The sequence below is a fragment of the Pseudomonas sp. NPDC089741 genome (genome assembly GCF_044748825.1).
Classification (GTDB): domain Bacteria; phylum Pseudomonadota; class Gammaproteobacteria; order Pseudomonadales; family Pseudomonadaceae; genus Aquipseudomonas; species Aquipseudomonas helmanticensis.
On sequence record NZ_JBIVGT010000011.1, the window covers coordinates 103,791 to 129,348 of the forward strand.

At 60.1% G+C, this 25,558-nt stretch carries 24 protein-coding genes; 17 read left to right on the forward strand and 7 right to left on the reverse strand.

Going from position 1 to position 25,558, the window contains the following annotated elements:
- Nucleotides 1-109 precede the first annotated feature (109 nt).
- The 5 genes from ACIPZE_RS13800 (at nucleotide 110) to ACIPZE_RS13820 (ending at nucleotide 5,448) form a co-directional block, all read left to right on the forward strand.
- Nucleotides 110-1,465, forward strand: coding sequence for a pitrilysin family protein (locus tag ACIPZE_RS13800; RefSeq protein ID WP_283438466.1), 1,356 nt, complete (start codon nucleotides 110-112; stop codon nucleotides 1,463-1,465).
- Entirely contained in the window at nucleotides 1,458-2,948 is a 1,491-nt protein-coding gene (locus ACIPZE_RS13805; RefSeq protein ID WP_283438465.1) for a pitrilysin family protein, read from the forward strand. The genes ACIPZE_RS13800 and ACIPZE_RS13805 overlap by 8 nt, the downstream gene beginning before the upstream one ends.
- Complete coding sequence (gene rsmD, locus ACIPZE_RS13810) at nucleotides 2,948-3,562, forward strand: 16S rRNA (guanine(966)-N(2))-methyltransferase RsmD (protein WP_400773296.1); 615 nt, start codon at nucleotides 2,948-2,950, stop codon at nucleotides 3,560-3,562. Before ACIPZE_RS13805 ends, rsmD begins: the two co-directional genes overlap by 1 nt.
- A gap of 63 nt (nucleotides 3,563-3,625) precedes the next feature.
- The gene (locus ACIPZE_RS13815) at nucleotides 3,626-4,621 is read left to right on the forward strand and encodes a hydrolase (protein WP_400773298.1); all 996 of its coding nucleotides are present in this window, start codon (nucleotides 3,626-3,628) and stop codon (nucleotides 4,619-4,621) included.
- On the forward strand, nucleotides 4,618-5,448 hold the full coding sequence (locus tag ACIPZE_RS13820) for an AraC family ligand binding domain-containing protein (protein ID WP_400773300.1): 831 nt from the start codon (nucleotides 4,618-4,620) through the stop codon (nucleotides 5,446-5,448). Before ACIPZE_RS13815 ends, ACIPZE_RS13820 begins: the two co-directional genes overlap by 4 nt.
- 77 nt (nucleotides 5,449-5,525) lie before the next feature.
- Here ACIPZE_RS13820 and ACIPZE_RS13825 read toward each other — a convergent pair whose 3' ends face one another.
- A complete protein-coding gene (locus ACIPZE_RS13825) occupies nucleotides 5,526-6,380 on the reverse strand; it encodes a sulfurtransferase (protein WP_400773302.1) in 855 nt (284 codons plus the stop codon).
- Nucleotides 6,381-6,412: 32 nt separating this feature from the next.
- A complete protein-coding gene (locus ACIPZE_RS13830; protein ID WP_129395919.1) occupies nucleotides 6,413-7,084 on the reverse strand; it encodes a TetR/AcrR family transcriptional regulator in 672 nt (223 codons plus the stop codon).
- 146 nt (nucleotides 7,085-7,230) lie between these two features.
- Between ACIPZE_RS13830 and ACIPZE_RS13835 the strand changes: the two genes are divergently transcribed.
- The 5 genes from ACIPZE_RS13835 to ACIPZE_RS13855 all read left to right on the forward strand — a co-directional run bounded on the left by ACIPZE_RS13835 (nucleotide 7,231) and on the right by ACIPZE_RS13855 (nucleotide 11,945).
- On the forward strand, nucleotides 7,231-8,661 hold the full coding sequence (locus ACIPZE_RS13835; RefSeq protein WP_400773304.1) for a coniferyl aldehyde dehydrogenase: 1,431 nt from the start codon (nucleotides 7,231-7,233) through the stop codon (nucleotides 8,659-8,661).
- Between the two features lie 29 nt (nucleotides 8,662-8,690).
- The gene (locus ACIPZE_RS13840; protein ID WP_400773305.1) at nucleotides 8,691-9,236 is read left to right on the forward strand and encodes a twin-arginine translocation pathway signal protein; all 546 of its coding nucleotides are present in this window, start codon (nucleotides 8,691-8,693) and stop codon (nucleotides 9,234-9,236) included.
- A gap of 118 nt (nucleotides 9,237-9,354) precedes the next feature.
- Nucleotides 9,355-10,950 carry a GMC family oxidoreductase N-terminal domain-containing protein gene (locus ACIPZE_RS13845; protein WP_400773307.1) on the forward strand — a complete coding sequence of 532 codons (1,596 nt, stop codon included), beginning with the start codon at nucleotides 9,355-9,357 and terminating at the stop codon, nucleotides 10,948-10,950.
- Between the two features lie 115 nt (nucleotides 10,951-11,065).
- Nucleotides 11,066-11,545, forward strand: coding sequence for a pantetheine-phosphate adenylyltransferase (gene coaD / locus ACIPZE_RS13850; RefSeq protein WP_003229157.1), 480 nt, complete (start codon nucleotides 11,066-11,068; stop codon nucleotides 11,543-11,545).
- Nucleotides 11,546-11,693: 148 nt separating this feature from the next.
- A complete protein-coding gene (locus ACIPZE_RS13855; RefSeq protein ID WP_003213796.1) occupies nucleotides 11,694-11,945 on the forward strand; it encodes a YfhL family 4Fe-4S dicluster ferredoxin in 252 nt (83 codons plus the stop codon).
- Between the two features lie 87 nt (nucleotides 11,946-12,032).
- Here ACIPZE_RS13855 and ACIPZE_RS13860 read toward each other — a convergent pair whose 3' ends face one another.
- The 3 genes from ACIPZE_RS13860 to ACIPZE_RS13870 all read right to left on the reverse strand — a co-directional run bounded on the left by ACIPZE_RS13860 (nucleotide 12,033) and on the right by ACIPZE_RS13870 (nucleotide 14,063).
- Nucleotides 12,033-12,356, reverse strand: coding sequence for a multidrug transporter (locus ACIPZE_RS13860; RefSeq protein ID WP_129395923.1), 324 nt, complete (start codon nucleotides 12,354-12,356; stop codon nucleotides 12,033-12,035).
- A 69-nt stretch (nucleotides 12,357-12,425) separates the two neighbouring features.
- Nucleotides 12,426-13,238 carry a bifunctional DNA-formamidopyrimidine glycosylase/DNA-(apurinic or apyrimidinic site) lyase gene (gene mutM, locus ACIPZE_RS13865; protein WP_129395924.1) on the reverse strand — a complete coding sequence of 271 codons (813 nt, stop codon included), beginning with the start codon at nucleotides 13,236-13,238 and terminating at the stop codon, nucleotides 12,426-12,428.
- 12 nt (nucleotides 13,239-13,250) lie between these two features.
- Nucleotides 13,251-14,063 (reverse strand): HDOD domain-containing protein, encoded by an 813-nt coding sequence (locus tag ACIPZE_RS13870; RefSeq protein ID WP_174823985.1) that lies wholly within the window; start codon nucleotides 14,061-14,063, stop codon nucleotides 13,251-13,253.
- A 227-nt stretch (nucleotides 14,064-14,290) separates the two neighbouring features.
- Here ACIPZE_RS13870 and ACIPZE_RS13875 point away from each other — a divergent pair, with 227 nt between their 5' ends.
- The 6 genes from ACIPZE_RS13875 to ilvD all read left to right on the forward strand — a co-directional run bounded on the left by ACIPZE_RS13875 (nucleotide 14,291) and on the right by ilvD (nucleotide 22,017).
- Nucleotides 14,291-14,830: a type 1 glutamine amidotransferase domain-containing protein gene (locus ACIPZE_RS13875; protein WP_283438458.1), complete on the forward strand. Its 540-nt coding sequence runs from the start codon at nucleotides 14,291-14,293 to the stop codon at nucleotides 14,828-14,830.
- A 163-nt stretch (nucleotides 14,831-14,993) separates the two neighbouring features.
- A complete protein-coding gene (locus tag ACIPZE_RS13880) occupies nucleotides 14,994-16,190 on the forward strand; it encodes a class I SAM-dependent rRNA methyltransferase (RefSeq protein WP_064116292.1) in 1,197 nt (398 codons plus the stop codon).
- 444 nt (nucleotides 16,191-16,634) lie between these two features.
- The gene (locus ACIPZE_RS13885; RefSeq protein WP_283438457.1) at nucleotides 16,635-17,708 is read left to right on the forward strand and encodes a SagB family peptide dehydrogenase; all 1,074 of its coding nucleotides are present in this window, start codon (nucleotides 16,635-16,637) and stop codon (nucleotides 17,706-17,708) included.
- On the forward strand, nucleotides 17,705-18,682 hold the full coding sequence (locus ACIPZE_RS13890; protein ID WP_400773310.1) for a diiron oxygenase: 978 nt from the start codon (nucleotides 17,705-17,707) through the stop codon (nucleotides 18,680-18,682). The genes ACIPZE_RS13885 and ACIPZE_RS13890 overlap by 4 nt, the downstream gene beginning before the upstream one ends.
- The gene (locus tag ACIPZE_RS13895) at nucleotides 18,675-19,907 is read left to right on the forward strand and encodes an MFS transporter (protein WP_400773312.1); all 1,233 of its coding nucleotides are present in this window, start codon (nucleotides 18,675-18,677) and stop codon (nucleotides 19,905-19,907) included. Before ACIPZE_RS13890 ends, ACIPZE_RS13895 begins: the two co-directional genes overlap by 8 nt.
- 268 nt (nucleotides 19,908-20,175) lie before the next feature.
- Nucleotides 20,176-22,017 carry a dihydroxy-acid dehydratase gene (ilvD, locus tag ACIPZE_RS13900; protein WP_129395930.1) on the forward strand — a complete coding sequence of 614 codons (1,842 nt, stop codon included), beginning with the start codon at nucleotides 20,176-20,178 and terminating at the stop codon, nucleotides 22,015-22,017.
- 164 nt (nucleotides 22,018-22,181) lie between these two features.
- On the opposite strand, the gene ACIPZE_RS13905 is transcribed toward ilvD, so the two are convergent.
- Complete coding sequence (locus ACIPZE_RS13905) at nucleotides 22,182-23,243, reverse strand: haloacid dehalogenase-like hydrolase (protein ID WP_283438454.1); 1,062 nt, start codon at nucleotides 23,241-23,243, stop codon at nucleotides 22,182-22,184.
- 242 nt (nucleotides 23,244-23,485) lie between these two features.
- On the opposite strand from ACIPZE_RS13905, the gene ACIPZE_RS13910 reads away from it, so the two are divergent.
- Nucleotides 23,486-24,877: an L-cystine transporter gene (locus tag ACIPZE_RS13910; protein ID WP_122660184.1), complete on the forward strand. Its 1,392-nt coding sequence runs from the start codon at nucleotides 23,486-23,488 to the stop codon at nucleotides 24,875-24,877.
- Nucleotides 24,878-24,987: 110 nt separating this feature from the next.
- On the opposite strand, the gene ACIPZE_RS13915 is transcribed toward ACIPZE_RS13910, so the two are convergent.
- Nucleotides 24,988-25,500: a dihydrofolate reductase gene (locus ACIPZE_RS13915; RefSeq protein WP_283438453.1), complete on the reverse strand. Its 513-nt coding sequence runs from the start codon at nucleotides 25,498-25,500 to the stop codon at nucleotides 24,988-24,990.
- Between the last annotated feature and the right edge of the window lie 58 nt (nucleotides 25,501-25,558).

Here is a 25,558-nt window from a genome sequence, read left to right on the forward strand (position 1 = left end):
GATCAGTGGCTTGATAGGCGTGGCCGCCAGTAAAACGGATCAGTATCCTAGCACCTCCTCGCCCGCCTAGGCTAAGACCAAGCGGGCAGCCCAACAGGTTAAAAAACGAATGAATGCTCTAGCCCGCCGCGCCGCAGGCCTGCTGCTCAGCACAGTCTGCCTGCCCCTTTCGGCCCTGGCGGCCGACCCGCAACCGACTCACGAATTCACCCTCGACAACGGCCTCAAGGTCGTCGTGCGCGAAGATCATCGCGCGCCGGTGGTGGTCTCGCAGGTCTGGTACAAGGTCGGTTCCAGCTACGAAACCCCGGGCCAGACCGGTCTGTCTCACGCGCTTGAGCACATGATGTTCAAGGGCAGCGAGAAAGTCGGACCCGGCGAAGCGTCGCTGATCCTGCGCGATCTGGGCGCCGAAGAGAACGCCTTCACCAGCGACGACTTCACCGCTTATTACCAGGTGCTGGCCCGCGACCGTCTGGGCGTGGCGTTTGAACTGGAAGCCGACCGCATGGCTAACCTGCGCCTGCCGGCCGACGAGTTCGCCAAGGAAATCGAAGTCATCAAGGAAGAGCGCCGTTTGCGCACCGATGACAAGCCGATGTCCAAGGCTTACGAGCGCTACAAGGCCATGGCCTACCCGGCCAGCGGCTACCACACGCCGACCATCGGCTGGATGGCTGACCTCGACCGCATGAAGGTCGAAGAGCTGCGCCACTGGTACCAATCCTGGTACGTGCCGAACAACGCCACGCTGGTGGTGGTGGGCGACGTCACCCCGGACGAAGTGAAAACCCTCGCCCAACGCTATTTCGGCCCGATCGCCAAGCGCGATGTGCCGCCCGCAAAAATACCGCTGGAACTGGCCGAACCCGGCGAACGCCAGATCACCCTGCACGTGCAGACGCAACTGCCTAGCCTGATGCTCGGTTTCAACGTGCCAAGCATCGCCACCGCTGAAGACAAGCGCTCGGTCAACGCCCTGCGCCTGATCTCGGCACTGCTCGACGGCGGTTACAGCGGTCGCATCCCGACACAACTGGAGCGCGGCGAAGAGCTGGTCTCCGGCGGCTCCTCGAACTACGACGCCTACACCCGTGGCGACAGCCTGTTCACCCTGTCGGCAACGCCCAATACGCAGAAGAAAAAGACCATGGCGCAAGCCGAGGCTGGTTTGTGGAAACTGCTGAAACAGCTGAAAACCACCGCGCCGTCCGCTGAAGAACTGGAACGCGTGCGTGCGCAAGTGATCGCCGGTCTGGTCTTCGAACGTGATTCGATCACCAGTCAGGCCACGGCGATCGGCCAATTGGAAACGGTCGGCCTGTCGTGGAAGCTGATGGACACCGAACTCGCCGATCTGGAAAGCGTGACTCCGCAAGACATCCAGAACGCCGCCAAGCTGTATTTCACCCGCGAACGTCTCAGCGTCGCCCACGTCCTGCCACTGGAGACGACTCATGAGTGAGCGCAAAACCCCTCGTTTGATGCTGCTCGGCCTGATCGCCATTGCGGTGATCGGCTCGACCGCTCTCTATCTGTCGCCAAGCGCTGACAGCAAGGCCAGCGAAGCCCTCGACAACGCCAAAACCCAGCAGAAGCTGCAATCGCTGGCCGAACTCGACGGCAAGGCCCCGGCCAGCCGCAAGCTTGATGTGCAAACCTGGAGCACCGCCGAAGGCGCCAAGGTGCTGTTCGTCGAAGCCCATGAACTGCCGATGTTCGACATGCGCCTGATTTTCGCCGCCGGCAGCAGCCAGGACGGCAGCGCGTCGGGTCTGGCAGTGCTGACCAACGCGATGCTCAACGAAGGTGTCGCCGGCAAAGACGTCGGCGCCATCGCGCAGGGTTTTGAAGGTCTGGGTGCGGATTTCGGCAACGGTGCTTTCAAGGACATGGCGCTGGCTTCGCTGCGCAGCCTGAGTGCTGCCGATAAACGTGAACCGGCGCTGAAGCTGTTCTCGGAAGTCATCGGCAAACCGACCTTCCCGGCCGACTCGTTCGCGCGCATCAAGAACCAGATGCTCGCCGGTTTCGAATACCAGAAACAGAACCCCGGCAAACTCGCCAGCCTCGAGCTGATGAAGCGTCTGTACGGCGATCACCCGTACGCGCATTCGAGCGACGGCAATCCGCAAAGCGTGCCGAAGATCACCCTCGCGCAATTGCGTGAGTTCCACGCCAAGGCCTACGCCGCTGGCAACGTGGTGATCGCGCTGGTCGGTGATCTGTCTCGCGCAGAAGCCGAGGCGATTGCCAATCAGGTCTCCTCTGCGCTGCCCAAAGGCCCGGCGCTGGCGAAGATCGCGCAACCGCAGGAACCGCAAGCCAGCGTCAATCACATCGAGTTTCCGTCGAAGCAAACCAACCTGCTGCTCGCGCAACTGGGCATCGACCGTGACGATCCGGATTACGCCGCGCTGTCGATGGGCAACCAGATCCTCGGTGGCGGCGGTTTCGGCACACGCCTGATGAGTGAAGTGCGCGAGAAACGCGGCCTGACTTACGGCGTGTATTCGGGTTTCAGCCCGATGCAGGCGCGCGGCCCGTTCATGATCAATCTGCAGACCCGCGCAGAAATGAGTGAAGGCACCCTGAAACTGGTGCAGGACGTACTCGCCGAGTATCTGAAAACCGGGCCGACACAGAAAGAACTCGACGACGCCAAACGCGAGCTCGCCGGCAGCTTCCCGCTGTCCACCGCGAGCAATGCCGATATCGTCGGCCAACTCGGCGCGATGGGCTTCTATAATCTGCCGCTGAGCTATCTGGACGACTTCATGCGTCAGTCGCAAAGCCTGACCGTGGAACAAGTCCGCGACGCCCTGAACAAACATTTGAGCACGGACAAAATGGTCATCGTCACCGCTGGCCCGACCGTGCCGCAAAAGCCGTTACCGGCCCCATCTGATAAACCTGCCGAGCAACCGCTCGGGGTTCCGGAGCATTAATGGCAACTCGTCCCCCTAAAAAGCCTGCGCATAACGTCCACAACGGTGTGAACCAGTTGCGCATCATTGGCGGCCAATGGCGCAGTCGCAAGCTGAGCTTCCCCGATGCACCGGGCCTGCGCCCGACGCCGGATCGCGTGCGTGAAACCCTGTTCAACTGGCTCGCGCCGTACGTTGAAGGGGCCAAGGTGCTTGATCCGTTCGCCGGCAGCGGCGCGCTGTTTCTCGAAGCGCTGTCCCGTGGCGCGGCCATGGGTCAGGCGCTGGACTCCAGCAACATCGCGGTGTCCAGCCTGAAAGAACACCTCGGCACGCTGCGCTGCACCAACGGCCAGGTGCAAACTGCTGACGCCCTGCGTTATCTGGAAACCCAGACCGCCAGCGCGTACGACCTGGTGTTCCTCGACCCGCCGTTCAACCAGAACCTGCTGCCGGTGGTTTGCGCCCTGCTGGAAGAACGTCAATGGCTGGCGCCCGAGTCGTGGATCTACACTGAAAGCGAAACCGCGCCGTCGACGCTGGGCCTGCCGGGCAACTGGCGCCTGCACCGCGAACAGAAATCCGGTCGGGTTTACTACGCGCTGTGGCAACGTACGGCAGAGATCGCCGGTTAATCGACCGGTCTGAATAAGCGGCGGCCCTTCCCACAGGGTCGCCGCGCTGCATCGAGAACCATCGTGTCCGCCTCTTCAGAACGTTTCATCCCCGCCTTCGGCCTCAGCAATCCGCACCTGCAAACCTTGTGGGGGCCGCTGTGGCGCAAAACCGTGCATATCCAGCGTGAGCGCGAGCGCCTGTGGCTTGAGGATGGCGACTTCCTCGATCTCGACTGGCACGGCCCGCACACCGCCGATGCGCCGTTGGTGCTGGTGTTACACGGGCTGACCGGCTCTTCCAACTCGCCTTACGTCGCTGGCGTGCAAAAAGCCTTGGCCGACCAAGGCTGGGCCAGCGTTGCGCTGAACTGGCGCGGCTGCTCCGGCGAACCCAACCTGTTACCGCGCAGCTACCACTCCGGCGCCAGCGAAGACCTCGCCGAAACCATCAAGCACCTGCGCGCGAAACGCCCGTTGGCGCCGTTGTACGCCGTCGGTTATTCCCTCGGCGGCAATGTGCTGCTCAAGCATCTGGGTGAAACCGGCAGCGCCAGTGGCGTGCTCGGTGCAGTCGCGGTGTCGGTGCCGTTTCGGCTCGATCAATGCGCCGACCGGATCGGCCAGGGATTTTCCAAGGTCTATCAGGCGCACTTCATGCGCGAGATGGTCGCCTACATCAAGAACAAGCAACGGCAGTTCCAGCACGACGGACGTGAGGACGGGCTCGCAGCACTGGCAGCCCTCGGCTCGCTGAAAAACATGCGTACGTTCTGGGATTTCGATGGCCGGGTGACGGCGCCGCTGCATGGTTTCAACGATGCCGAGGATTATTACCGTCGCGCATCGAGCCGCTACTTCCTCGGCGAGATCCGCACGCCGACCCTGATCATTCAAGCGGCAGACGATCCGTTCGTGTTCCCGCACAGCTTGCCCCAGGCTGAAGAACTGTCGACCTCGACCGCATTTGAATTGCAGGCTCGCGGCGGGCACGTCGGATTTGTCGACGGCTCAGTGCGCCAGCCCGGCTACTACCTCGAACGCCGTATCCCGCAATGGCTGGCCAGCGTGTCCGCATGAACGATCAGGGCGAGTCGATCCGATTCTGGCAAACCGCGCCGCTGGCCGGTGTCGAATTGTTGTCGGCACGCTACATCGAGCATCGCTTCGCCCCGCATGTGCACGACGGTTTTGTGATCGGCATGATTATGGCCGGCGCCCAGCGCTACCGTTATCGCGGCGCCGAGCATCTGGCCGGCAGCGGCACGCTGGTGCTGATCAATCCGGACGAATTGCACACCGGGCACAAAGGCACTGAGGATGGCTGGCTGTACCGGGCGTTTTATCCGGAGACCGGCAAGATTGTTTCACTGCTGGATGAGCTGGAACTGTCCACCAGCAATCTGCCAGCGTTCGGCGCCACGCTGTACCGCGACCCGGATCTGGTCAGCGGCTTTGCACAACTGCACCGCTTGCTCGAAAGCCCGGCCAGTGCGCTGCAACAACAAACGGTCTGGCGCGAGATGATGTTGTTGCTGTTGCAGCGTCACGCGGCGGTACGAGAAATCGGCAACCCCGGCAAGGAGCACCGCGCGGTGCTGATCGCCAAGGACCTGCTACATACGCACCTGGCAGCGCCGCCGTCGCTGGAAGAATTGGCCGCAGCGGTCAATCTGTCGCCGTTCCATTTTGCCCGCGTGTTTCGCCGCGCGACCGGCATGCCGCCGCACACCTGGCTAATGCAGCAACGCATCGCCCAGGCACGGGCGCTGTTGCAGCACGGCTGCCTGCCGGTGGAGGTCGCCACGCAATTGGGTTTTGCCGATCAGAGCCATTTGAGCCGACAGTTCAAGCAGGCTTATGGCGTCGGACCCGCCGCCTACCGCAGTGCCCGTCTGGAAAGCTGAAAGATCGCAGCCTGCGGCAGCTCCTACAGGAGAATGCATTCCATGTAGGAGCTGCCGCAGGCTGCGATCTTTCGCTCTTATTCGCCGGTGGCAATACCGCGCGAAGGCTCATTGATCCACTCACTCCACGACCCCGCATACAACGAACCCAACGGATAACCTGCCAGGCACAACGCAAACAGGTTGTGACACGCCGTCACCCCGGAGCCGCAATACGCCACCAGATCGGACGGCGAACGCCCACCCAGTTTCGCCGCAAAGCGTTGTTTCAGCTGATCAGCCGGAAGGAATCGCCCGTCGCTGCCAAGGTTGTCGGTGAATGCCGCGCACTGCGCACCGGGTATATGCCCGGCTACCGGGTCTATCGGCTCCACTTCCCCTTTGAAGCGCGGCAAGGCTCGGGCGTCGATCAGCGTCAGCGTCGGCTGGCCGAGGCGCTGTTGCAATTGCCCGGCGCTGAGCAGCAAAGCCTTATCTGGCTGACCACTGAAGTTGCCACGCACAACCGTCGGCGCATCCAGACTCAGCGGCAAACCCGCCGCGTGCCAGGCCTTGAGCCCGCCATCGAGGATGAACACTCCGTCTCGCTTGCCCAGCCAGGCGAGCAACCACCACGCCCGCGCCGCATAGGCGCCCGGGCCGTCGTCATACAGAACCACTTCGCTGTCGTGGTTGATGCCCCAGGCTTGCAGGCGCTCGATCAATGCTGCCGGTTCGGGCAGCGGATGACGACCCGTCACGCCTTTGACCACGTTGCCGCTGAGGTCACGCTCAAGGTCGGCGAAGTTCGCCCCGGCAATGTGCCCTTCGGCGTAGCTGCGCTGGCCGTAATCCGGATCTTCGAGGGCAAAACGACAATCGAGAATCAGCAACCCGGGCTGTTCCTTGCGGGCATCCAGTGCTTGCGGGCTGATCAACTGCGCAATCGGCATAACGGGCTCCTGTGGGATTTCAACAGAACGGTTTATTTCACGTCTTCGAGGGCCTGGGCCAGGGGGACATAGAACTCGTCGAACAGGGCGTTGACCTGGTCGCGCGCCTCATCGGTGACAAACCCGGCTTCGAGCACCAACACCTGATACACGCCGCGTTTAACCGCTTGCTCGCTGAGGTGGTTGGAATTTTCACGGGTGGTGCAGAGGAAACGCACCCACGAGGTCAGGATGATCCAGGCGTTGAGCGTCAGGGATTCAATCTGCACACGGTCCATCTTGAGGATTCCGGCGGCAACAAAGCCTTCGTAGATCGCGGCGCCCTGAATCACGCAGCGCTGCGAGAAGCGCCGATAACGCGCGGCCAGTTCCGGATCGCTGTCGAGCAGATGTTCAAGGTCGCGGTGCAGAAAGCGGTAACCCCACATCGCCGAGAGCAGTTCCTTGAGATAGAAACGCTTGTCTTCAACCGTCGCGGCACGCCCCTGCGGCGGGCGCAGGAAGCTGTCCACCAAGGCCTCGTACTCACTGAACAGCACGGCGATGATCGCCTGCTTGTTGGGGAAGTGGTAGTACAGGTTGCCCGGAGAAATCTCCATGTGCGCGGCGATGTGGTTGGTGCTGATGCTGCGCTCGCCCTGTTGATTGAACAGCTCGAGGCTGTTCTGCACGATGCGCTCGCTGGTTTTTATTCGTGGGGCCATGGCTTGAGCTTTAATTCAGAGTGCGATGAAGGGCATCTTACGACCTATCCGGAAATGGATAAAACAAAGCTGCGCACGGAAGTCATTTGACTTTATAGAGCATAGACTCTAAAAAGTTCATCACTACAATAAATCCGGAGCCTACGATGACTGCCGATATTGCCTACCTGCAAACGCTGCAACAGCCACTGGAAGAGCTCAATCGGCAGTTCAAAGCGCAACGGGCTGCTTACGCCGTCAACCCGATGCCTCCTGCGGCCCAGCGCCAGCAATGGCTGAAGGCTTTGCGCGATGTGCTGAGCAACGAGCGCCAGGCTCTGATCGACGCCATCAGCGCGGATTTCAGCCATCGCAGCGCCGACGAAACCCTGCTCGCCGAACTGATGCCGAGCCTGCACGGCATTCATTACGCCAGCCGCCACCTCAAAGGCTGGATGAAGGCCTCGCGGCGCAAGGTTGGCGTCGCGTTCCAGCCGGCTTCGGCGAAAGTCGTGTATCAGCCGCTGGGCGTAGTCGGCGTCATCGTCCCGTGGAATTACCCGTTGTATCTGGCTGTCGGGCCGCTGGTCGGCGCATTGGCGGCGGGCAACCGGGTAATGCTCAAGCTCAGTGAATCGACGCCGGCCACCGGCCTGCTGCTCAAGGAATTGCTGGCAAAAATCTTCCCCGAAGATCTGGTCTGCGTAGTGCTCGGCGAGGCCGACATCGGCGTGGCGTTTTCCCGCCTGCCGTTCGATCACTTGCTGTTCACCGGCTCCACCAGTGTCGGCAAACATGTGATGCGCGCCGCAGCGGAAAACCTCACGCCGGTGACCCTCGAACTGGGCGGCAAATCCCCGGCCATCGTCTCCCGCGACGTGCCATTGAAGGATGCCGCCGAGCGCATCGCCTTCGGCAAAACCCTCAATGCCGGGCAAACCTGTGTCGCCCCCGATTACGTATTGGTGCCGGAAGACCGCGTCGGCGGCTTCGTCGAAGCCTATCGCCAGGCCGTGCAGGGTTTCTATCCAACCCTTGCCGACAACCCGGACTACACGGCGATCATCAACGAGCGCCAATTGGCTCGACTCAATGGCTACATCAGCGATGCGACCAGCAAAGGCGCGCTGCTGATTCCGCTGTTCGATCAAGGTCAGGGCCGCCGCATGCCGCACAGCGTGCTGCTGAATGTCAGCGACGAGATGACGGTGATGCAGGACGAAATCTTCGGCCCGTTGCTGCCGATCGTGCCGTACCAGGATCTGGAGCAGGCATTTGCCTACATCAATCAGCGGCCAAGGCCTCTGGCTCTTTACTACTTCGGCTACGACAAACGCGAACAGAACCGCGTGCTGCACGAAACCCACTCCGGCGGCGTGTGCCTGAACGACACGCTGCTGCACGTGGCGCAGGACGACATGCCGTTCGGTGGTATCGGCCCGTCCGGCATGGGCCATTACCACGGGCACGAAGGCTTCCTGACATTCAGCAAGGCCAAAGGCGTGCTGATCAAACAACGCTTCAACGCAGCCAGACTGATTTATCCGCCTTACGGCAAATCCATTCAGAAGCTGATCCAGAAGCTGTTCATTCGCTAGATATCTGTCACTGCCGGGTTATAAAAACAATGCACCCAAGCCTGACCGAAACACCTGCCCTGTCGCGCCGTGGCCTGCTGAAATTCAGCCTCGGCGCCACGGCATTTCTCGCCACCGCTGGCCTCGGCGCCAGCCTCAGTGGCTGCTCATCCAGCGTCGCGGCCAATGGCTTCGTCTCGTTGCGCGACGGCGATCTGCTGTTTCTGCGCGCACTGATTCCGGTGATGCTCGACGGCGCCGTGGCCGCCGAGAAAATGCCGACGGCGGTGGATGGCACGCTCAAGTCGCTGGACTACAGCCTCGATCACCTGTCGCCGGAGATGCTCAAGCTCACCCGCCAATTGTTCGACGTGCTAGCTATGGCCGTGACGCGCGGGCCGCTGACCGGGATCTGGGGCAGTTGGGAAAACGCTAGTGCCGAGGCAATGCGCAACTTCCTCGATCGCTGGGAAAACAGCTCATTGAGTTTGTTGAAAATGGGGCACAGCTCACTGCAGCAAATGGTGCTGATGGCCTGGTACACGCGCGCGGAATCGTGGGGGCATTGCGGCTATCCGGGCCCACCTACCGTCTGAAATCAGCGCCGCGCCTTTCGCGAGCAAGCCCGCTCCCACATTTTGAAACGCATTCCTCTGTGGGAGCGGGCCTGGCGAAGGGGCCCGCAAAAACAACAAAAACAAGAGAACCTGACCGATGCCCGTACCCGACCCCTTCCGCGAAGGCCTCGCCCGAGGCTGGAAAACCTTCAACGGCGCGCAACTGACCGACGACCTGACGCTTGAAGCCGATGTCGCCATCATCGGCAGCGGCGCCGGCGGTGGCACCACCGCCGAAATCCTCAGTGCCGCCGGCTACAAGGTGCTGCTGATCGAAGAAGGCCCGCTGAAAACCAGCTCCGATTTCAAGATGCTCGAAGACCAGGCCTACAGCAGCCTTTATCAGGAAGGCATCGGCCGCATGAGCAAGGACGGCGCGATCACCATCCTGCAGGGTCGCGCGGTCGGCGGCACGACGTTGATCAACTGGACATCGAGCTTTCGCACGCCCGAGCCGACGCTCGAGCACTGGGCCAAAGAACACAACGTCAAAGGTCACAGCGTCGCCGAGATGGCGCCATGGTTCGAGAAAATGGAACAGCGCCTCGGCGTCGCCCCATGGATGGTGCCGCCGAACGCCAACAACGACGTGATCCGAAAGGGCTGCGAGCAACTCGGCTACAGCTGGCACGTGATCCCGCGCAACGTGCGCGGCTGCTGGAACCTCGGCTATTGCGGCATGGGCTGCCCGACCAATGCCAAGCAGTCGATGATGGTGACGACCATTCCGGCCACCCTGGAAAAGGGCGGCGAACTGCTTTATCTGGCACGTGTGGAAAAACTGCTGATCAGCGGCGACAAGGTTTCCGGCCTGCATTGCGTGGCGATGGATGAACGCTGCGTCGAAACTACCGGGCGCACCATTACCGTCAAGGCGCGGCATTACGTGCTGGCTGGCGGCGGCATCAACAGCCCGGCACTGCTGCTGCGTTCCGACGCACCGGACCCGCATAAAAACCTTGGCAAACGCACCTTTCTGCACCCGGTGAACATGTCCGCCGCGCGTTTTGATGAGGTGGTCAATCCGTTTTACGGCGCGCCGCAGTCAATCTACTCGGACCACTTCCAATGGAAGGACGGCACCACCGGGCCAATGGCGTTCAAACTCGAAGTACCGCCGCTGCATCCTGCGCTGGCGGCGACTTTGCTTGGCGGTTTTGGCCAGGAGAGCGCGCAACACATGGGCGACCTGCCGCACACCCACGCGATGCTGGCGTTGCTGCGCGACGGTTTCCACCCGGACAGCAGCGGTGGCGCGGTCGAGTTGCGCGGCGACGGTTCGCCGGTGCTCGACTATCAAGTGTCGTCTTACGCCTGGGAGGGTCTGCGTCGGGCCTTTCACGTCATGGCCGAGATCCAGTTTGCCGGCGGCGCGCAAGCGGTTATGCCGATGCATGCTGACGCCCGCTATGTGAAAACCTTGGCTGAGGCCCGCACGCTGATCGATGGTCTGAGCCTCGAGTTGTACCGCACGCGGCTCGGCAGCGCCCACGTCATGGGTGGCTGTGCGATGGGCGAAGAGCCGAAAACCGCGGTCACCGACAGCCTCGGCCGTCATCATCAACTGAGTAATCTGTCGATTCATGACGGCTCGCTGTTTCCCACCAGCATCGGCGCCAACCCGCAGTTGTCGGTGTACGGCCTGACCGCACAACTGGCGACGGCCCTCGTCGAGAGGCTGAAAACCCCGTGAAAACCGTTAATATTCTCATCGTCTATAGTGCTTTCTTACGCAAAAGGCGACTTGGCCGACCGGGACGGCTGCGATACCATCCGACTCCCCAACGGACTCCCGCCAGGACGACGCGATGAACCGAGTGTTGTACCCAGGTACCTTCGACCCTATTACCAAGGGCCATGGCGATCTGGTCGAACGCGCCTCGCGCCTGTTCGATCACGTGATCATTGCGGTCGCCGCCAGCCCGAAAAAGAACCCGCTGTTCCCGCTGGAACAACGGGTCGAACTGGCTCGCGAGGTCACCAAACACCTGCCGAACGTGGAAGTGGTCGGTTTCTCGACGCTGCTCGCGCATTTTGCCAAAGAGCAGAATGCCAACGTGTTTTTGCGCGGTTTGCGCGCGGTGTCGGACTTCGAATACGAATTCCAGCTGGCCAACATGAACCGCCAGTTGGCGCCGGACGTCGAGAGCCTGTTTCTCACACCGTCCGAACGTTACTCGTTCATTTCGTCGACGCTGGTGCGGGAAATTGCCGCGCTCGGCGGCGATATCAGCAAATTCGTCCACCCCGCCGTGGCCGACGCCCTGACCCTACGCTTCAAAAAGTAGGAGCTGCCGCAGGCTGCGATCTTTTGATCTTAAAATGATCGCAGTCCAGTGCCCTTGATCGCACCCGCGTGCACTGCGCTCGCCAATGCGGCACAATTGCGCGCATTGATTTATAGCGCCCGGGCCTGCCGCCCCGGCTGGAGTTAGCATGTCCCTAATCATCACCGACGATTGCATCAACTGCGACGTCTGCGAACCCGAGTGCCCAAACGCCGCCATTTCCCAGGGCGAAGAGATCTACGTGATCGACCCGAACCTGTGCACCCAGTGTGTCGGCCACTACGACGAACCACAATGCCAGCAGGTCTGCCCGGTGGATTGCATTCCACTGGACGAGGCGCATCCGGAGACTGAAGAGCAGTTGATGGAAAAGTACCGCCTGATCACCGGCAAGGCCTGAATCGCTAAAAAGATCGCAGCCTGCGGCAGCTCCTACACAGATCTCATGTAGGAGCTGCCGAAGGCTGCGATCTTTTGATCTTGCCCTTCACTCGCGCTGCTCAAACCCCTCCCCGATACACCCCAGGCACCGAACAAAAGCGGCTTTCGCCGGATCAACCACCAACGCCTGCCCCGCATCGCCAATCCCGCCACCCAGTGCGGTAAACGGCAATGACACGACAAACGCCGCCGTACCGATCACCGTTGCCACCACCAATAATGGTCGGGCAATCAGCAAATCGCCGATCATGGCGTAGGCCGGGGGATTCTGGATGGCATAACGAGGATCGCCGCTGCCGCCTTCCGTGGCCTGAACGGCCAGACTGGAACACAGCAACAGCGTCACCAAGAGAACTTGCAGGCATTTCATGGCACGATCCTTCGGGCTGAACAGTGAGACAACTCACTATAGACCGTAGGACTTTTTCAGCTTTTTGCCTCAGCTCTGGCAGCGCGGGCAGAACACACTGGCGCGCTGCCCCAGCTTCACTTCGCGCAGCCCGGTGCCGCAGACCTTGCAGTGTTCGCCACCACGGCCATAGACGAACAGCTCTTGCTGGAAATAGCCCGGCTGCCCGTCGCCACCGATGAAATCACGCAACGTGGTACCGCCGCGCTCAATGGCAGCGGCAAGGATGCGTTTGATCTCGATGGCCAGCTTCAGATAACGCGCACGGGAGATGCCACCGGCCTCGCGACGTGGATCAATCCCGGCAGCGAACAGCGCTTCGGTCGCGTAGATGTTGCCAACGCCAACTACCACCGCGTTGTCCATGATGAACGGCTTCACCGCCATCGACCGCCCGCGCGACAGCTGGAATAAACGTTCGCCATCGAACAGATCGGTCAATGGCTCCGGCCCGAGACGAATCAGCAATTCGTGATTGAGCGGATCGGTACTCCACAACATCGCACCGAAACGTCGCGGGTCGGTGTAGCGCAGCGCCAGCCCCGATTCCAGTTCGATATCGACGTGTTCATGCTTCAACGCCGGCAGCCCGACCTCGACCAGACGCAAATTGCCCGACATGCCCAAATGGCTGATCAGCGTGCCGACTTCGGCATTGATCAACAGGTACTTGGCGCGTCGTTCGACCAGCACGATGCGCTGCCCGGACAGACGCACATCGAGGTCTTCGGGGATCGGCCAGCGCAAGCGCCGATCACGCACGATCACCCGGCTGACCCGCTGGCCTTCCAGATGCGGGGCAATGCCGCGGCGGGTGGTTTCGACTTCCGGCAATTCAGGCATGGTGTTCTCGAATCAATGCGCGCCGAGGTCGCGGATCGTTTGTTTGAGGGTTTCGAAGTCGTAATCCGACAGCCCTACGTAATCGAGTACCAGTGGCCCGACAGCGTTCCATTCGAAATCTTCGGTCTGATTGCCCAGCACTCGATAGGACGCGCAAATGTGCTCGGCCATCTTCAGGATCGCCAGCAGGTTTTTCAGCTGACTGTTGCGCGATGATTCATCGCTGAAAATCGCCAACGCATTGTGGTGATTGGCAATCGCGGCGCTGACGTGTTCAGGCAGACGCCAGGATTTGGCGGTGTAGTAACCGACTACCGCATGGTTGGTATTGAACTCGCTGTTTTCAGTGTCGACCACGCGACATTCAGCACTGGCATTGGCGTAAGCCTTTTCCAGCACCGACATGTAATTGGGGAAACGCTGCAACATCAACGGCACGCCGCAATCGTGGAACAGGCCCAAGGCATAAGCTTCGTCACCGGCCTGAGTACCGATGCGCTTGGCCAGGGTCAGGCAAGTCATCGCCACGTCCTGGGCCGTGTCCCAGAACCGGTTGAGGGTGACGATAGTGTCGTCGTTCATCTCGCCCTTGATCGACTGCGCATTGATCAGGTTGATGATCGAACGGCTGCCCAACAGGTTCACCGCACGCTGGATCGAGGTGATCTTGTTGCTCAAGCCGTAGTAGGGCGAGTTGACGATTTTCAGCAGCGAGCCGGACAAGCCAGGATCCTGGGCGATCAGCTTGGCGATCACCTCCAGGTCCGGGTCGGGCATGTACTGCTCCATTTGCAGATCCACCATGATCTGCGGTTGCGCGGGCACACTGATGCCTTGCAGCGATTGTTGAATCTGTTCGGTGGTCAGCTCTTGGGACATAAGTACACACTCTGGGACAGGCGGCGATTCTAACCCCGGAAACTGCAGGGCGACACACCGATGGGCATATCGGAGGAACTTTCATTCAAGCTCAGGCTTCGGATTTCGTAAGGCGCAATGGCCAGTTTCTGTCCGTTGAGCCAGCAAATTCCCGCAGACTCAGGAGCTTATCGATGGCCACCTCACTTAATGGCAAGCGCGTCGCTTTTTTGGTAACCGATGGTTTCGAACAGGTTGAATTGACAGGTCCCAAGCAGGCGCTGGAGCAGGCTGGCGCGCAGGTCGACATCCTCTCGGCCGAGGCCGGCAAGGTCAAAGGCTGGAACCACGACAAACCGGCCGACGACTTCAAGGTCGACCAGACTTTCCAGGCCGCCAGCATTGAACAGTACGACGCTGTGGTGCTGCCGGGCGGCGTGCAGAACTCCGATACCATTCGCATCGACCAGGATGCCCAGCATCTGGTCAAGACCGGCGCGTCTGCCGGCAAGCCGATTGCAGTGATCTGCCATGGCAGTTGGCTGCTGATCTCGTCAGGGCTGGTCAACGGCAAGACCATGACCAGCTATAAAACCGTCAAGGATGATCTGGTGAACGCCGGCGCGCACTGGGTGGATAAGGAAGTGGTCAAGGATGGCAACCTGATCAGCAGCCGGCAGCCGGATGATATTCCGGCGTTCAGCAAAGCGCTGATCGATACACTGTCTGCCTAGCTTTCAAGGCTGTCTTCGCGAGCAAGCCCGCTCCCACATGGGAATGCATTTCAAATGTGGGAGCGGGCTTGCTCGCGAAGAGGCCATCAGCGTTTCATCGCACGCCAAACCCGACACCACACTCAACACGCTATACTCCCGCTCTTTTTTCCGGAGCGACGTCATGTCCCTGCCAAGCCTGCGCCTCAAAGCCAATGCCGACCGTCGCCTGCGCAACGGCCACTTGTGGGTCTACAGCAACGAAATCGATGTAGCCGCCACCCCGTTGCACGGCTTCAAGGCCGGCGATCAGGCGATTCTCGAAGCCGCCGGCGGCAAGACCCTGGGCATCGTGGCGATGAGCCCGAACAACCTGATCTGCGCCCGTCTGGTGTCGCGCGACATCAAACTGCCGCTGGACAAATCCCTGCTCGTGCATCGCCTCAACGTCGCCTTGTCGCTGCGCGAGCGTCTGTTCGACAAGCCGTTCTATCGCCTGGTTTACGGTGATTCCGACCTGTTGCCAGGCCTGGTTGTCGACCGTTTCGGTGACATCCTCGTCGTGCAGATCGCTTCCGCGACCATGGAAGCGCACAAGGATGACGTCATCGCAGCACTGACCCAAGTGCTCAAGCCAAGCGGTATTCTGTTCAAGAACGACTCCGCCGCGCGTGACGCCGAAGGCCTCAACCGCTACGTCGAAACCGTGTTCGGCCTGGTGCCGGAGTGGGTTGCGCTGGAAGAGAACGGGGTGAAGTTCGAAGCACCGGTCATCCAGGGCCAGAAAACCGGCTGGTTCTACGACCACCGCATGAACCGCGCACGCCTGGCGCCTTACGCCAAAGGCAAACGCGTCCTCGACCTCTATAGCTACATCGGTGGCTGGGGTGTGCAGGCAGCGGCATTCGGCGCCAGCGAAGTGTTCTGCGTCGACGCTTCGGCCTTCGCCCTCGACGGCGTCGAGCGTAACGCGGCACTGAACGGTTTCGCCGACAAGATGACCTGCATCGAAGGTGACGTTTTCGAAGCCTTGAAAGAGCTGAAAGCCAGCGAAGAGCGCTTCGACGTGATCGTTGCCGATCCTCCGGCGTTCATCAAACGCAAGAAGGACATGAAAAACGGCGAAGGCGCCTACCGTCGCCTGAACGAGCAAGCCATGCGCCTGCTCAACAAGGACGGCATTCTGGTCAGCGCTTCGTGCTCGATGCACCTGCCGGAAGATGACCTGCAGAACATCCTGCTGACCAGCGCCCGTCACCTGGATCGCAACATCCAGATGCTCGAGCGCGGCGGTCAGGGCCCGGATCACCCGGTGCACCCGGCCATCGCCGAAACCCGCTATATCAAGAGCATCACCTGCCGTCTGCTGCCTAATAGCTGATCGGCCTGAAAGCGCGGAGCCCACGGGCTCCGCGCTTGCTTTCAGGCGGTGCAATGCCGTCGACAATACCCTTCAGACTTTCAACTCCTACAAATAACTTCCTGTGACCTTGCAGGAAATTTCCGCGCATCTTAAATCCTGCGATATATAACTTACACAGTTTGCGTCTTGACGCGATGACTCCGACAACATTACTGGATTTTTCCTACTTAACATTCGCTTGCCAATAATCAATTACAAACTATGATTAAGTTGTCACCACGAGGTGGCATCAATCTTGATGAACAAGGAGTTCACACTATGAAAGCAATTACTCTGGAAACCAACAAAATCGCAAACCTGGCTTTTCTGGTTGCACCTAAAGTCCGATAAGTAAGTCAGGACGCCGGGGAGTGCCGGCCCCCCAGCGTCCTTCCGACATTATTCCAGAGCGAAGCGTTGATCATGCACATCAATCCGTACCTATTCATATTGCCGCGCACACCCGGACTGATAGTCTGGAACTACAAAGACCACGTCCAACACGAACTTGATCTTGGTTATGCAACTCGCCTTGCCAAACTTATATCAAACCCGAACGCATTTGATAATTGCAACATAATAGACACGCAACTTCTGAACGCAGGAATACTGACCACTTCAAAAATAGACAGCCCAACATGGGGATGGGATGAACTGTCGAAGATTTACCATATCGGTACGCAAAACATCCCCTGCGAACACCCCCCACAGAATATCCAGGAGTGGTCCAGTCAATACCTGAGCCATTGCAACGAAGTACTGAGCAAACCCTGCCCCGAAGATGAACGCCCTATGCTGGCCGCCGATCAACGCATCGCGTTGCCCGCTCCCGGCGTGCTGACCGATACCCGACTCGGCAGCGTACTGTTGCAGCGTAAAACCTGCCGATCCTATACCGGTGAAGCGATCACCCTGAATGACCTCGCCACCCTGCTCTACCTTTCCCTGGGCTTTCTGCACGAACGTGAACATGACCGCGACGACAACATTGCCGCCGGGCTCGATGCACGTCGCAGCAGTCCTTCGGGCGGAGGCCTGAATGCCTGTGAGGGTTTTGTCCTGGCACAGAATGTCAGCGGTCTTGAGCCCGGCATCTACGCCTATCACCCGGCTGAACACTGCCTGAGCCTGATCAACCCGCTGCCTGAAGCGGCGCTGGGTCATCTGCTCGGCGGTCAGCATTTCATCAACAACCTGCCGCTGGGACTGTTCATCACCGCACGATTCGACAAGCTCTGGTGGAAATACGAACACTCGCGCGCCTACCGCATGGCGTTCGTCGAAGCGGGTCACCTCTCGCAGTCGTTTCAATTGGTTGCCACTGCACTGGGTCTTGGTACCTGGCTGACGGGCGCCTTTGCTGATGAGCAGGTCGAGACACTGCTGAAGATTGCAGGCAGCGCGGAACAACCGCTGTTCTTCGTCGGCTGCGGCGCCAGTGATGGTCAGGCCATGTGTGAGGAAATTCAGGCTCTGTTGCAGGAGGCCAGCACATGAGTGCGCTGACGTGCGCTCCAATGGAGGCACCTGCTGCCTGGGCACTGCGCTTCACCCTTGGCGACTGGAACAACCGTGCCTCGGTACGCACCAGCCAGCACGACTTCCTGTTGCCGGAAGACGTTGAACAACAACTGGAGACCCGCCACTGGTTTCCGCCGGCATTTCTGCCATACCTGGCGCATCCGGCCATTCAGGCTGCGGGCGCCGCTGTCCGGCACCGGTTGGCAGCCAACCATCTGGTGCACTTTCTCGACTACACCACGCTGCTCGAACACCGCATCGTCAACCGCGCCGTCGAAACCATCATCCACGGTGAGTTGCCGGCCTACATTCCCGCGCGGATGAAAAATGCTGCCCTGCAGCTATATACCGATGAGGGCTACCACGCACTGTTCTCCAACCGACTCGCCGAACAGATAGCCAGCCGGTATGCCATCGTCGATCGCCCGGTGATGCCGCTGCGCATCAGCCGATTGAATTCCCTGATCGCCCGCACACCTCAAGGCAACCGCCCGCTGGCCTGGTTTCTGCTTGGCTTCGTCTCGGAAACCATCATTGCGCGGGAGCTGCTGGATGCCTGTCGTGACAGCCTGGTCTCCAGCGTGAGTGACATGTTGCGCGACCATCTCGCCGACGAGGCGCGCCACAGCCGCTACTTCGCCGAAGTGTTCCATTACTTGTGGCTGACGCTGAACAGCCGTCAACGCACCTTCAGCGCCAAGCTGCTACTGGAGGTCATCGGCCTGTTCTTCGAAGTCGACCCACGCTGGTTGCAACAAAGCCTGCGCGGCGCCGGTATCGCCGAAAGCACTATCAAGGAAATAGTCGACGGTCTGGCCGATGCACAAGCCAGCCGGCAACGCGCCAAAACGGGGGCGACGGCAACACTCGACGCACTGAAAAACGCCGGATTCTTTGCACTTCCCGACAACCAGAAACTTTTCGCCAAGGCAGGACTGATCGATGGATGAAGGAAAATCTGCGGCAAGCGTCCGCCAACAACGCGCTGCCGTAAGTCTGCTGATGGCGATGGTGCTGCTGGGGGTTTTTCCGCTGGATGTTTTGCTGCCTTCCTTTCCAGCCCTGGCCGAACATTTCGGCAATACGCCAACGGACATCGCACTGTCGATCAGTCTGTTCGCCATGGGCATCGCCTTTGCGCAGTTGCTGATCGGGCCGTTATCGGACGTGATCGGGCGTAAGGGCCTGCTGCTTGCCGGCATGATGATCTCGATGCTCGGCGCCCTCGGTTGCGTACTCACCGCTGATTACACGCTGTTCCTGATCTTCCGGGTCATGCAGGCATTGGGCTGTGGCTGCTTCGTACTGTCTCAGGCGCTGGTCCAGGATCTGTTCGAAGGTGAACAGCGTGATCGCCTGCGTATCCTGATGGTGACCGCCACGGGAGTTTTCATTTCGCTGTCACCTTTAGCCGGCACCTTCCTGCAAGCCACCCTTGGCTGGCGCGGCAGCTTCTGGGTGTTCATCGCCCTGGCAGGCGTGGTGCTGATCAAGGCCTGGCTATTTCTGGACGGCAGTCGCCCGATCCACAATGGCCCACGTCCGGGCTTCGTTCAGTCCTATCGACGGGTATTGGGGGATGTCGAGTTCGTCAGCTATTGGCTCATATCGGCGTTCGCTTTCGCCTGCCATTTCTCGTTCATCGTGATCTCGCCACTGATCTTCATGGATCGCCTGCAACTCGCGCCCTATGACTTTTCGCTGATCCTGCTGATCTACGGCGCCGCCTATATCGTTGGCGGCATAGTTGCCACGGTCCTGAGCCGAAGGATTTCGCCCGGTAAGCAAATCACTGTGGGCCTGAGCCTGATTCTGCTGTCGGGACTGGCGATGCTTTATCTGTCGTCGAACTTTGCGCTGGCGCCTGCCACCGTACTGATCCCGATGCTGATCTGTACCGCCGGCACCACCATTGCGCGCCCGGCCGCCACTTCTGGCGCCATGCGTCTGTTCCCGGAAATCGCCGGGACCTCGGCTTCGGCGGGCAGCACGATCATCTTTATCTGTGGCGGATTGATCAGCGCGTTGATCAGCCTGAGTCCGGCCAACCTGCAATCGACGCTGGGTTACAGTTTTGTTCTGTTGAGCAGCGTTGCGCTGGCACTCAACAGCTGGATTCGGCGGCGTGCCACGATCCCCGGCGCCGAGGCCATGACCCAACCCGGCAGCGAATAAACCTGCCGGTCGTCATCCCGCACGCTTCGTTGGCACTGCAACAACGCTTTGCGCCATTCCCTCCAGACGCCAGCGGTGTAGAATCGGCTGATTCATCGCCATTCATCCCCCGGCGGGTTTATGAGCTCGGGCTGAGACCAGCGGCGATCCCGCAACGTCATCGGCAACTTCCGGACACCCGGTCATTTTCTGAGTGTTCCAGACGTCAATAGAAGCTCACTCCCCTTTTGCACCTGATTAGTAAGTGATTAGCCGCCCGGAGTGCTCCATGCCAGATTATCGTTCGAAAACATCCACCCACGGCCGCAACATGGCCGGCGCCCGCGCATTGTGGCGCGCCACCGGGATGAAAGATGACGACTTCAAAAAGCCGATCATCGCCATTGCCAACTCGTTCACCCAGTTCGTACCGGGCCACGTGCACCTTAAAGACCTGGGCCAACTGGTCGCCCGTGAAATCGAACGCGCCGGCGGTGTAGCGAAAGAATTCAACACCATCGCCGTGGATGACGGCATCGCCATGGGTCACGACGGCATGCTCTATTCGCTGCCGAGCCGCGAGATCATCGCCGACTCCGTCGAGTACATGGTCAACGCCCACTGCGCCGACGCCATCGTCTGCATCTCCAACTGCGACAAGATCACCCCGGGCATGTTGATGGCTGCCTTGCGCCTGAACATTCCGGTGATCTTCGTTTCCGGCGGCCCGATGGAAGCCGGCAAGACCAAACTCGCCTCCCACGGCCTCGACCTCGTCGACGCCATGGTGATCGCCGCCGACGAAAGCGCTTCTGACGAGAAAGTCGCCGAGTACGAGCGTAGCGCCTGCCCGACCTGTGGTTCGTGCTCCGGCATGTTCACCGCCAACTCGATGAACTGCTTGACCGAAGCACTGGGTCTGGCATTGCCGGGCAACGGTTCGACCCTCGCCACCCACAGTGATCGCGAGCAATTGTTCCTGCAGGCCGGCCGCACCATCGTCGAGCTGTGCAAGCGTTACTACGGCGAGAACGACGAGTCGGTATTGCCGCGCAACATCGCCAACTTCAAGGCGTTCGAGAACGCGATGATGCTCGACATCGCCATGGGCGGTTCGACCAACACCATCCTGCACTTGCTCGCGGCCGCCCAGGAAGCCGAAATCGATTTCGACCTGCGCGACATCGACCGCCTCTCGCGCACCGTTCCACAGTTGTGCAAGGTCGCGCCGAACATCCAGAAGTACCACATGGAAGACGTGCACCGCGCCGGCGGCATCTTCAGCATCCTCGGTTCGCTGGCCCGCGGCGGTCTGCTGCACACCGACCTGCCGACCGTGCACAGCCGCAGCATGGAAGAAGCCATCGCCAAATGGGACATCACCCAGACCGACGATGAAGCTGTGCATCACTTCTTCAAGGCCGGTCCTGCCGGTATCCCGACGCAGACCGCGTTCAGCCAGTCGACTCGTTGGGAAACCCTCGATGACGACCGTGAGAACGGTTGCATCCGCAGCTTTGAACACGCCTATTCGCAAGAAGGTGGCCTGGCCGTGCTGTACGGCAACATCGCCCTCGACGGCTGTGTGGTGAAAACCGCCGGCGTCGACGAGTCGATCCACGTCTTCGAAGGCAACGCGAAGATCTTCGAAAGCCAGGACAGCGCCGTACGCGGCATCCTCGCCGACGAAGTGAAGGCTGGCGACATCGTCATCATTCGCTACGAAGGCCCGAAAGGCGGCCCGGGCATGCAGGAAATGCTCTACCCGACCTCGTACCTGAAATCCAAAGGTCTGGGTAAAGCCTGCGCCTTGCTCACCGACGGGCGTTTCTCCGGCGGTACGTCGGGCCTGTCCATCGGTCACGCTTCGCCAGAGGCAGCAGCCGGTGGCGCGATCGGTCTGGTGCAGGATGGCGATAAAGTACTGATCGACATTCCGAACCGCTCGATCAACCTGTTGGTCAGCGATGAAGAACTGGCGGCACGCCGCGCCGAGCAGGACAAGAAAGGCTGGAAACCGGTCGAGATCCGTCCACGCAAAGTGACCACCGCCCTCAAGGCCTACGCCCTGCTGGCGACCAGCGCCGACAAAGGTGCGGTGCGTAACAAAGCGATGCTTGACGGGCTGTAAGTCTTAGCTGTCGAAAAAAAATGCCCCGCCAAGTGCGGGGCTGATCGTTCCCACGCTCTGCGTGGGAATGTCTCAAGGGACGCTCCGCGTCCAGTGACGCGGAGCGTCACGGGCTGCATTCCCACGCAGAGCGTGGGAACGATTAACCCGATCCCTTCCGGGGGTTACTGAATTTCTTCTGGTTTGACGATCACCCAGTTCTTGTCCGCAGTCACCGGTAACCCTTCTTTTGCCTGCGCCGCCGCATGCTTGGCCATCATGCCGTTCAACTGCGTCATGTACTTGTCCTTGCGGTTGATCCACAAGTGAATCCCGCCCTTGGCCACGTCTACATCGTGGAACAGCATGTAACCGTCGCTGGTCGGAGTATCGCCACCGACCAATACCGGTTTTTTCCATTCGTCGATGTAAGTCAGGATCGCTGCGTGTTTGCCGGCCATCCAGGTCGCTGGCGTCCACAGATATGGCGTCAGTTCCAGGCCAAGGTTGGCCTTCTCGTCATATTTGCCTGCCGTGATCTGTTTGCGCGCGGTGGTCAATTCGTTGGTCTCGCGGTTTTTCAGCAGCGTGGTCACGCCGATGACGTTCTGCGGTTTGACGTTGTAGCCATACTTCGGATCCGCCGCGACCATGCGCACCAGTTCTTCCGAGGCAGCGGTCATCACGTAGACCTCGATGCCGTTCTCCATCAGCTTGTTGTACAGCTCAACCTGGCCGGTGAAGATTTTCGGTGGCTGAACGTCGAGGTTCTTCACCACATCGCCTTCGTAGTATGTGGCCGGCACCGGTTTGCCCGAGGCCATCAGTTCATCAACGTAGCCTTTGAGTTCCTTGAGGGTAAAACCCGAGAACACCTGCGCCACCCACGGGTAGCAGACCATGTCGTCGACTTCGCAGAGACGGTAGTAGTAACTGAACAGGCTTTCCTTGTGGTCGGCAGTGTCCTTGAACGGCATCAGTTTCAGGGAGGGATCGAGTTTGTCGCGGGTGATCAGGCCCTTGTTTTCCATGAACGGCAGCAAGGACTCTTCGAGGTCGTAACGGTAACTGGTGTTGTCCATGTCGAACACCGCGTAGTTACCCTTGTTGGCGTTGGCCGCGATCATTGCGTCCAGCGCCTTGGCCTGATCCGCCGGCCAGTGTTTCAGGTCGGTGGCGAAAGCCTGAGTAGCCAGGCCCATCCCCACAGCCAGTGCGACAGCCAGAAATTTCGGTGCGAACTTCATCGACGTTTTCTCCCTGATGTAAAAGCATCGACGCTAACAAATGTGTGTGACAGTCCTCGTCTGTCAGCGACCGCTGATGCCGCTATTTGCGCCAGATGCATTACCGAGAACGACACGCGCTTATTCCAAAAACGACGGACAACCTGCAATTTCGGTATTAAATCATTGGAAATCAAACTGTTAGGCTTGCCGGTTCGCAGCAGCCCCGGAAGGCTGTTGGCACAGTCTTTCCTGGAGTTCTCATGAACCTACCGTTGATTCTCAACCTGCTGGTGTTCCTCGCCTTGCTCTTCGGTCTGGCACAAACCCGCCACACCACGTGGAGCCTGGCGAAAAAAGTCCTGCTGGCACTCGCGCTGGGCGTAGCGTTCGGCGTGGCCCTGCACACCGTTTACGGTGCCGGTAACCCGGTGCTGAAAGCGTCGATCGGCTGGTTCGATCTGGTCGGTAACGGCTACGTGCAGTTGCTGCAAATGATCGTCATCCCGCTGGTGTTCGCCTCGATCCTCAGCGCCGTGGCACGTCTGCACAACGCGTCGTCGCTGGGCAAGATCAGCTTCCTGACCATCGGCACGCTGCTGTTCACCACCGCAATTGCGGCACTGATCGGCATCGGCCTGACCAACCTGTTCGGCCTCACCGCTGAAGGTCTGGTCGCCGGCACCCAGGAAATGGCCCGTCTGCAAACCATTCAGACCGACTACGCCGGCAAAGTCGCCGACCTGAATGTGCCGCAACTGCTGCTGTCGTTCATCCCGCAAAACCCGTTCGCCGATCTGGCGCGGGCCAAGCCAACGTCGATCATCAGCGTGGTGATCTTCGCTGCATTCCTCGGGGTTGCCGCACTGCAACTGCTCAAGGATGACGTCGAAAAAGGTCAGAAAGTGATCAACGCCATCGACACCCTGCAAGCCTGGGTGATGCGTCTGGTGCGTCTGGTGATGAAGCTGACCCCGTACGGTGTGCTGGCGCTGATGACCAAAGTGGTCGCCGGTTCCAACCTGCAAGACATCATCAAGCTCGGCAGTTTCGTTGTGGTGTCGTACCTCGGTCTCGGCCTGATGTTCGTCGTGCACGGTTTGCTGGTGTCGGCGGCCGGGATCAACCCGCTGCGTTTCTTCCGCAAGATCTGGCCGGTGCTGACGTTCGCGTTCACCAGCCGTTCGAGCGCGGCGAGCATTCCGCTGAGCATTGAAGCGCAGACCCGGCGTCTGGGGATCCCGCAATCGGTGGCGAGTTTTGCGGCGTCGTTCGGTGCGACCATCGGCCAGAACGGCTGCGCAGGTCTGTACCCGGCGATGTTGGCGGTGATGGTTGCGCCAACCGTAGGCATCAACCCGCTGGATCCTTTGTGGATCGCGACGCTGGTGGCGATTGTGACGTTGAGTTCGGCCGGTGTGGCCGGTGTCGGTGGCGGCGCGACGTTCGCGGCGCTGATCGTGCTGCCGGCGATGGGCTTGCCGGTGTCACTGGTGGCGTTGCTGATTTCGGTAGAGCCGCTGATTGATATGGGTCGCACGGCGTTGAACGTGAGCGGTTCGATTACCGCTGGTGCGATTACCAGTCAGGTGATGCAGCAGACCGATAAAGCACTGCTGGATGCCGATGAGCATGCAGAGTTGGCGCAGGCTTAAGTGCAACACATACTTGTGGCGAGGGGATTTATCCCCGTTGGGTTGCGTAGCGACCCCATTATTTTGGGGCTGCTGCGCAACCCAACGGGGATAAACCCCCTCGCCACAATTTAGGCTTTTTCCCAGACTTCGAAGTTGTACGCGGGTTTATCGCCCTCAGCTGGATTCGGTACATTCGACACCAGCTTCCACTGGTTCAAATCAAACTCCGGAAACCACGCATCCCCTTCCGGGTTCAGCGCCACTCGGGTCAGATACAGACGATCCGCCTGCGCCAGCCCTTGCGCATACAACTGCGCGCCACCAATCAGCATCAGCTCATCGACGCCCTGCGCCTTCGCCCATTCCTCGGCGCGAACCACGGCAGCTTCCAGCGACGGATAAACTTCCGCACCTTCCAACACCAGATCGGCCTGACGGCTGACCACGATGTTCAAGCGCCCCGGCAATGGCCGACCGAGCGAATCCCAGGTCTTGCGACCCATGATGATCGGCTTGCCCAAGGTCGTGGCCTTGAAGTATTTGAAGTCCCCCGGCAGGTGCCAGGGCATGCTGTTGTCGACGCCGATCACGCGGTTTTCACCGAGGGCTGCGATCAGGCTGAGGGGGAGTGATTTAGTCATGCCGGCGAGGATACCAGAGCCGCGCTTACCCCGATAAGCGCCACAGCGGTTATGCTCA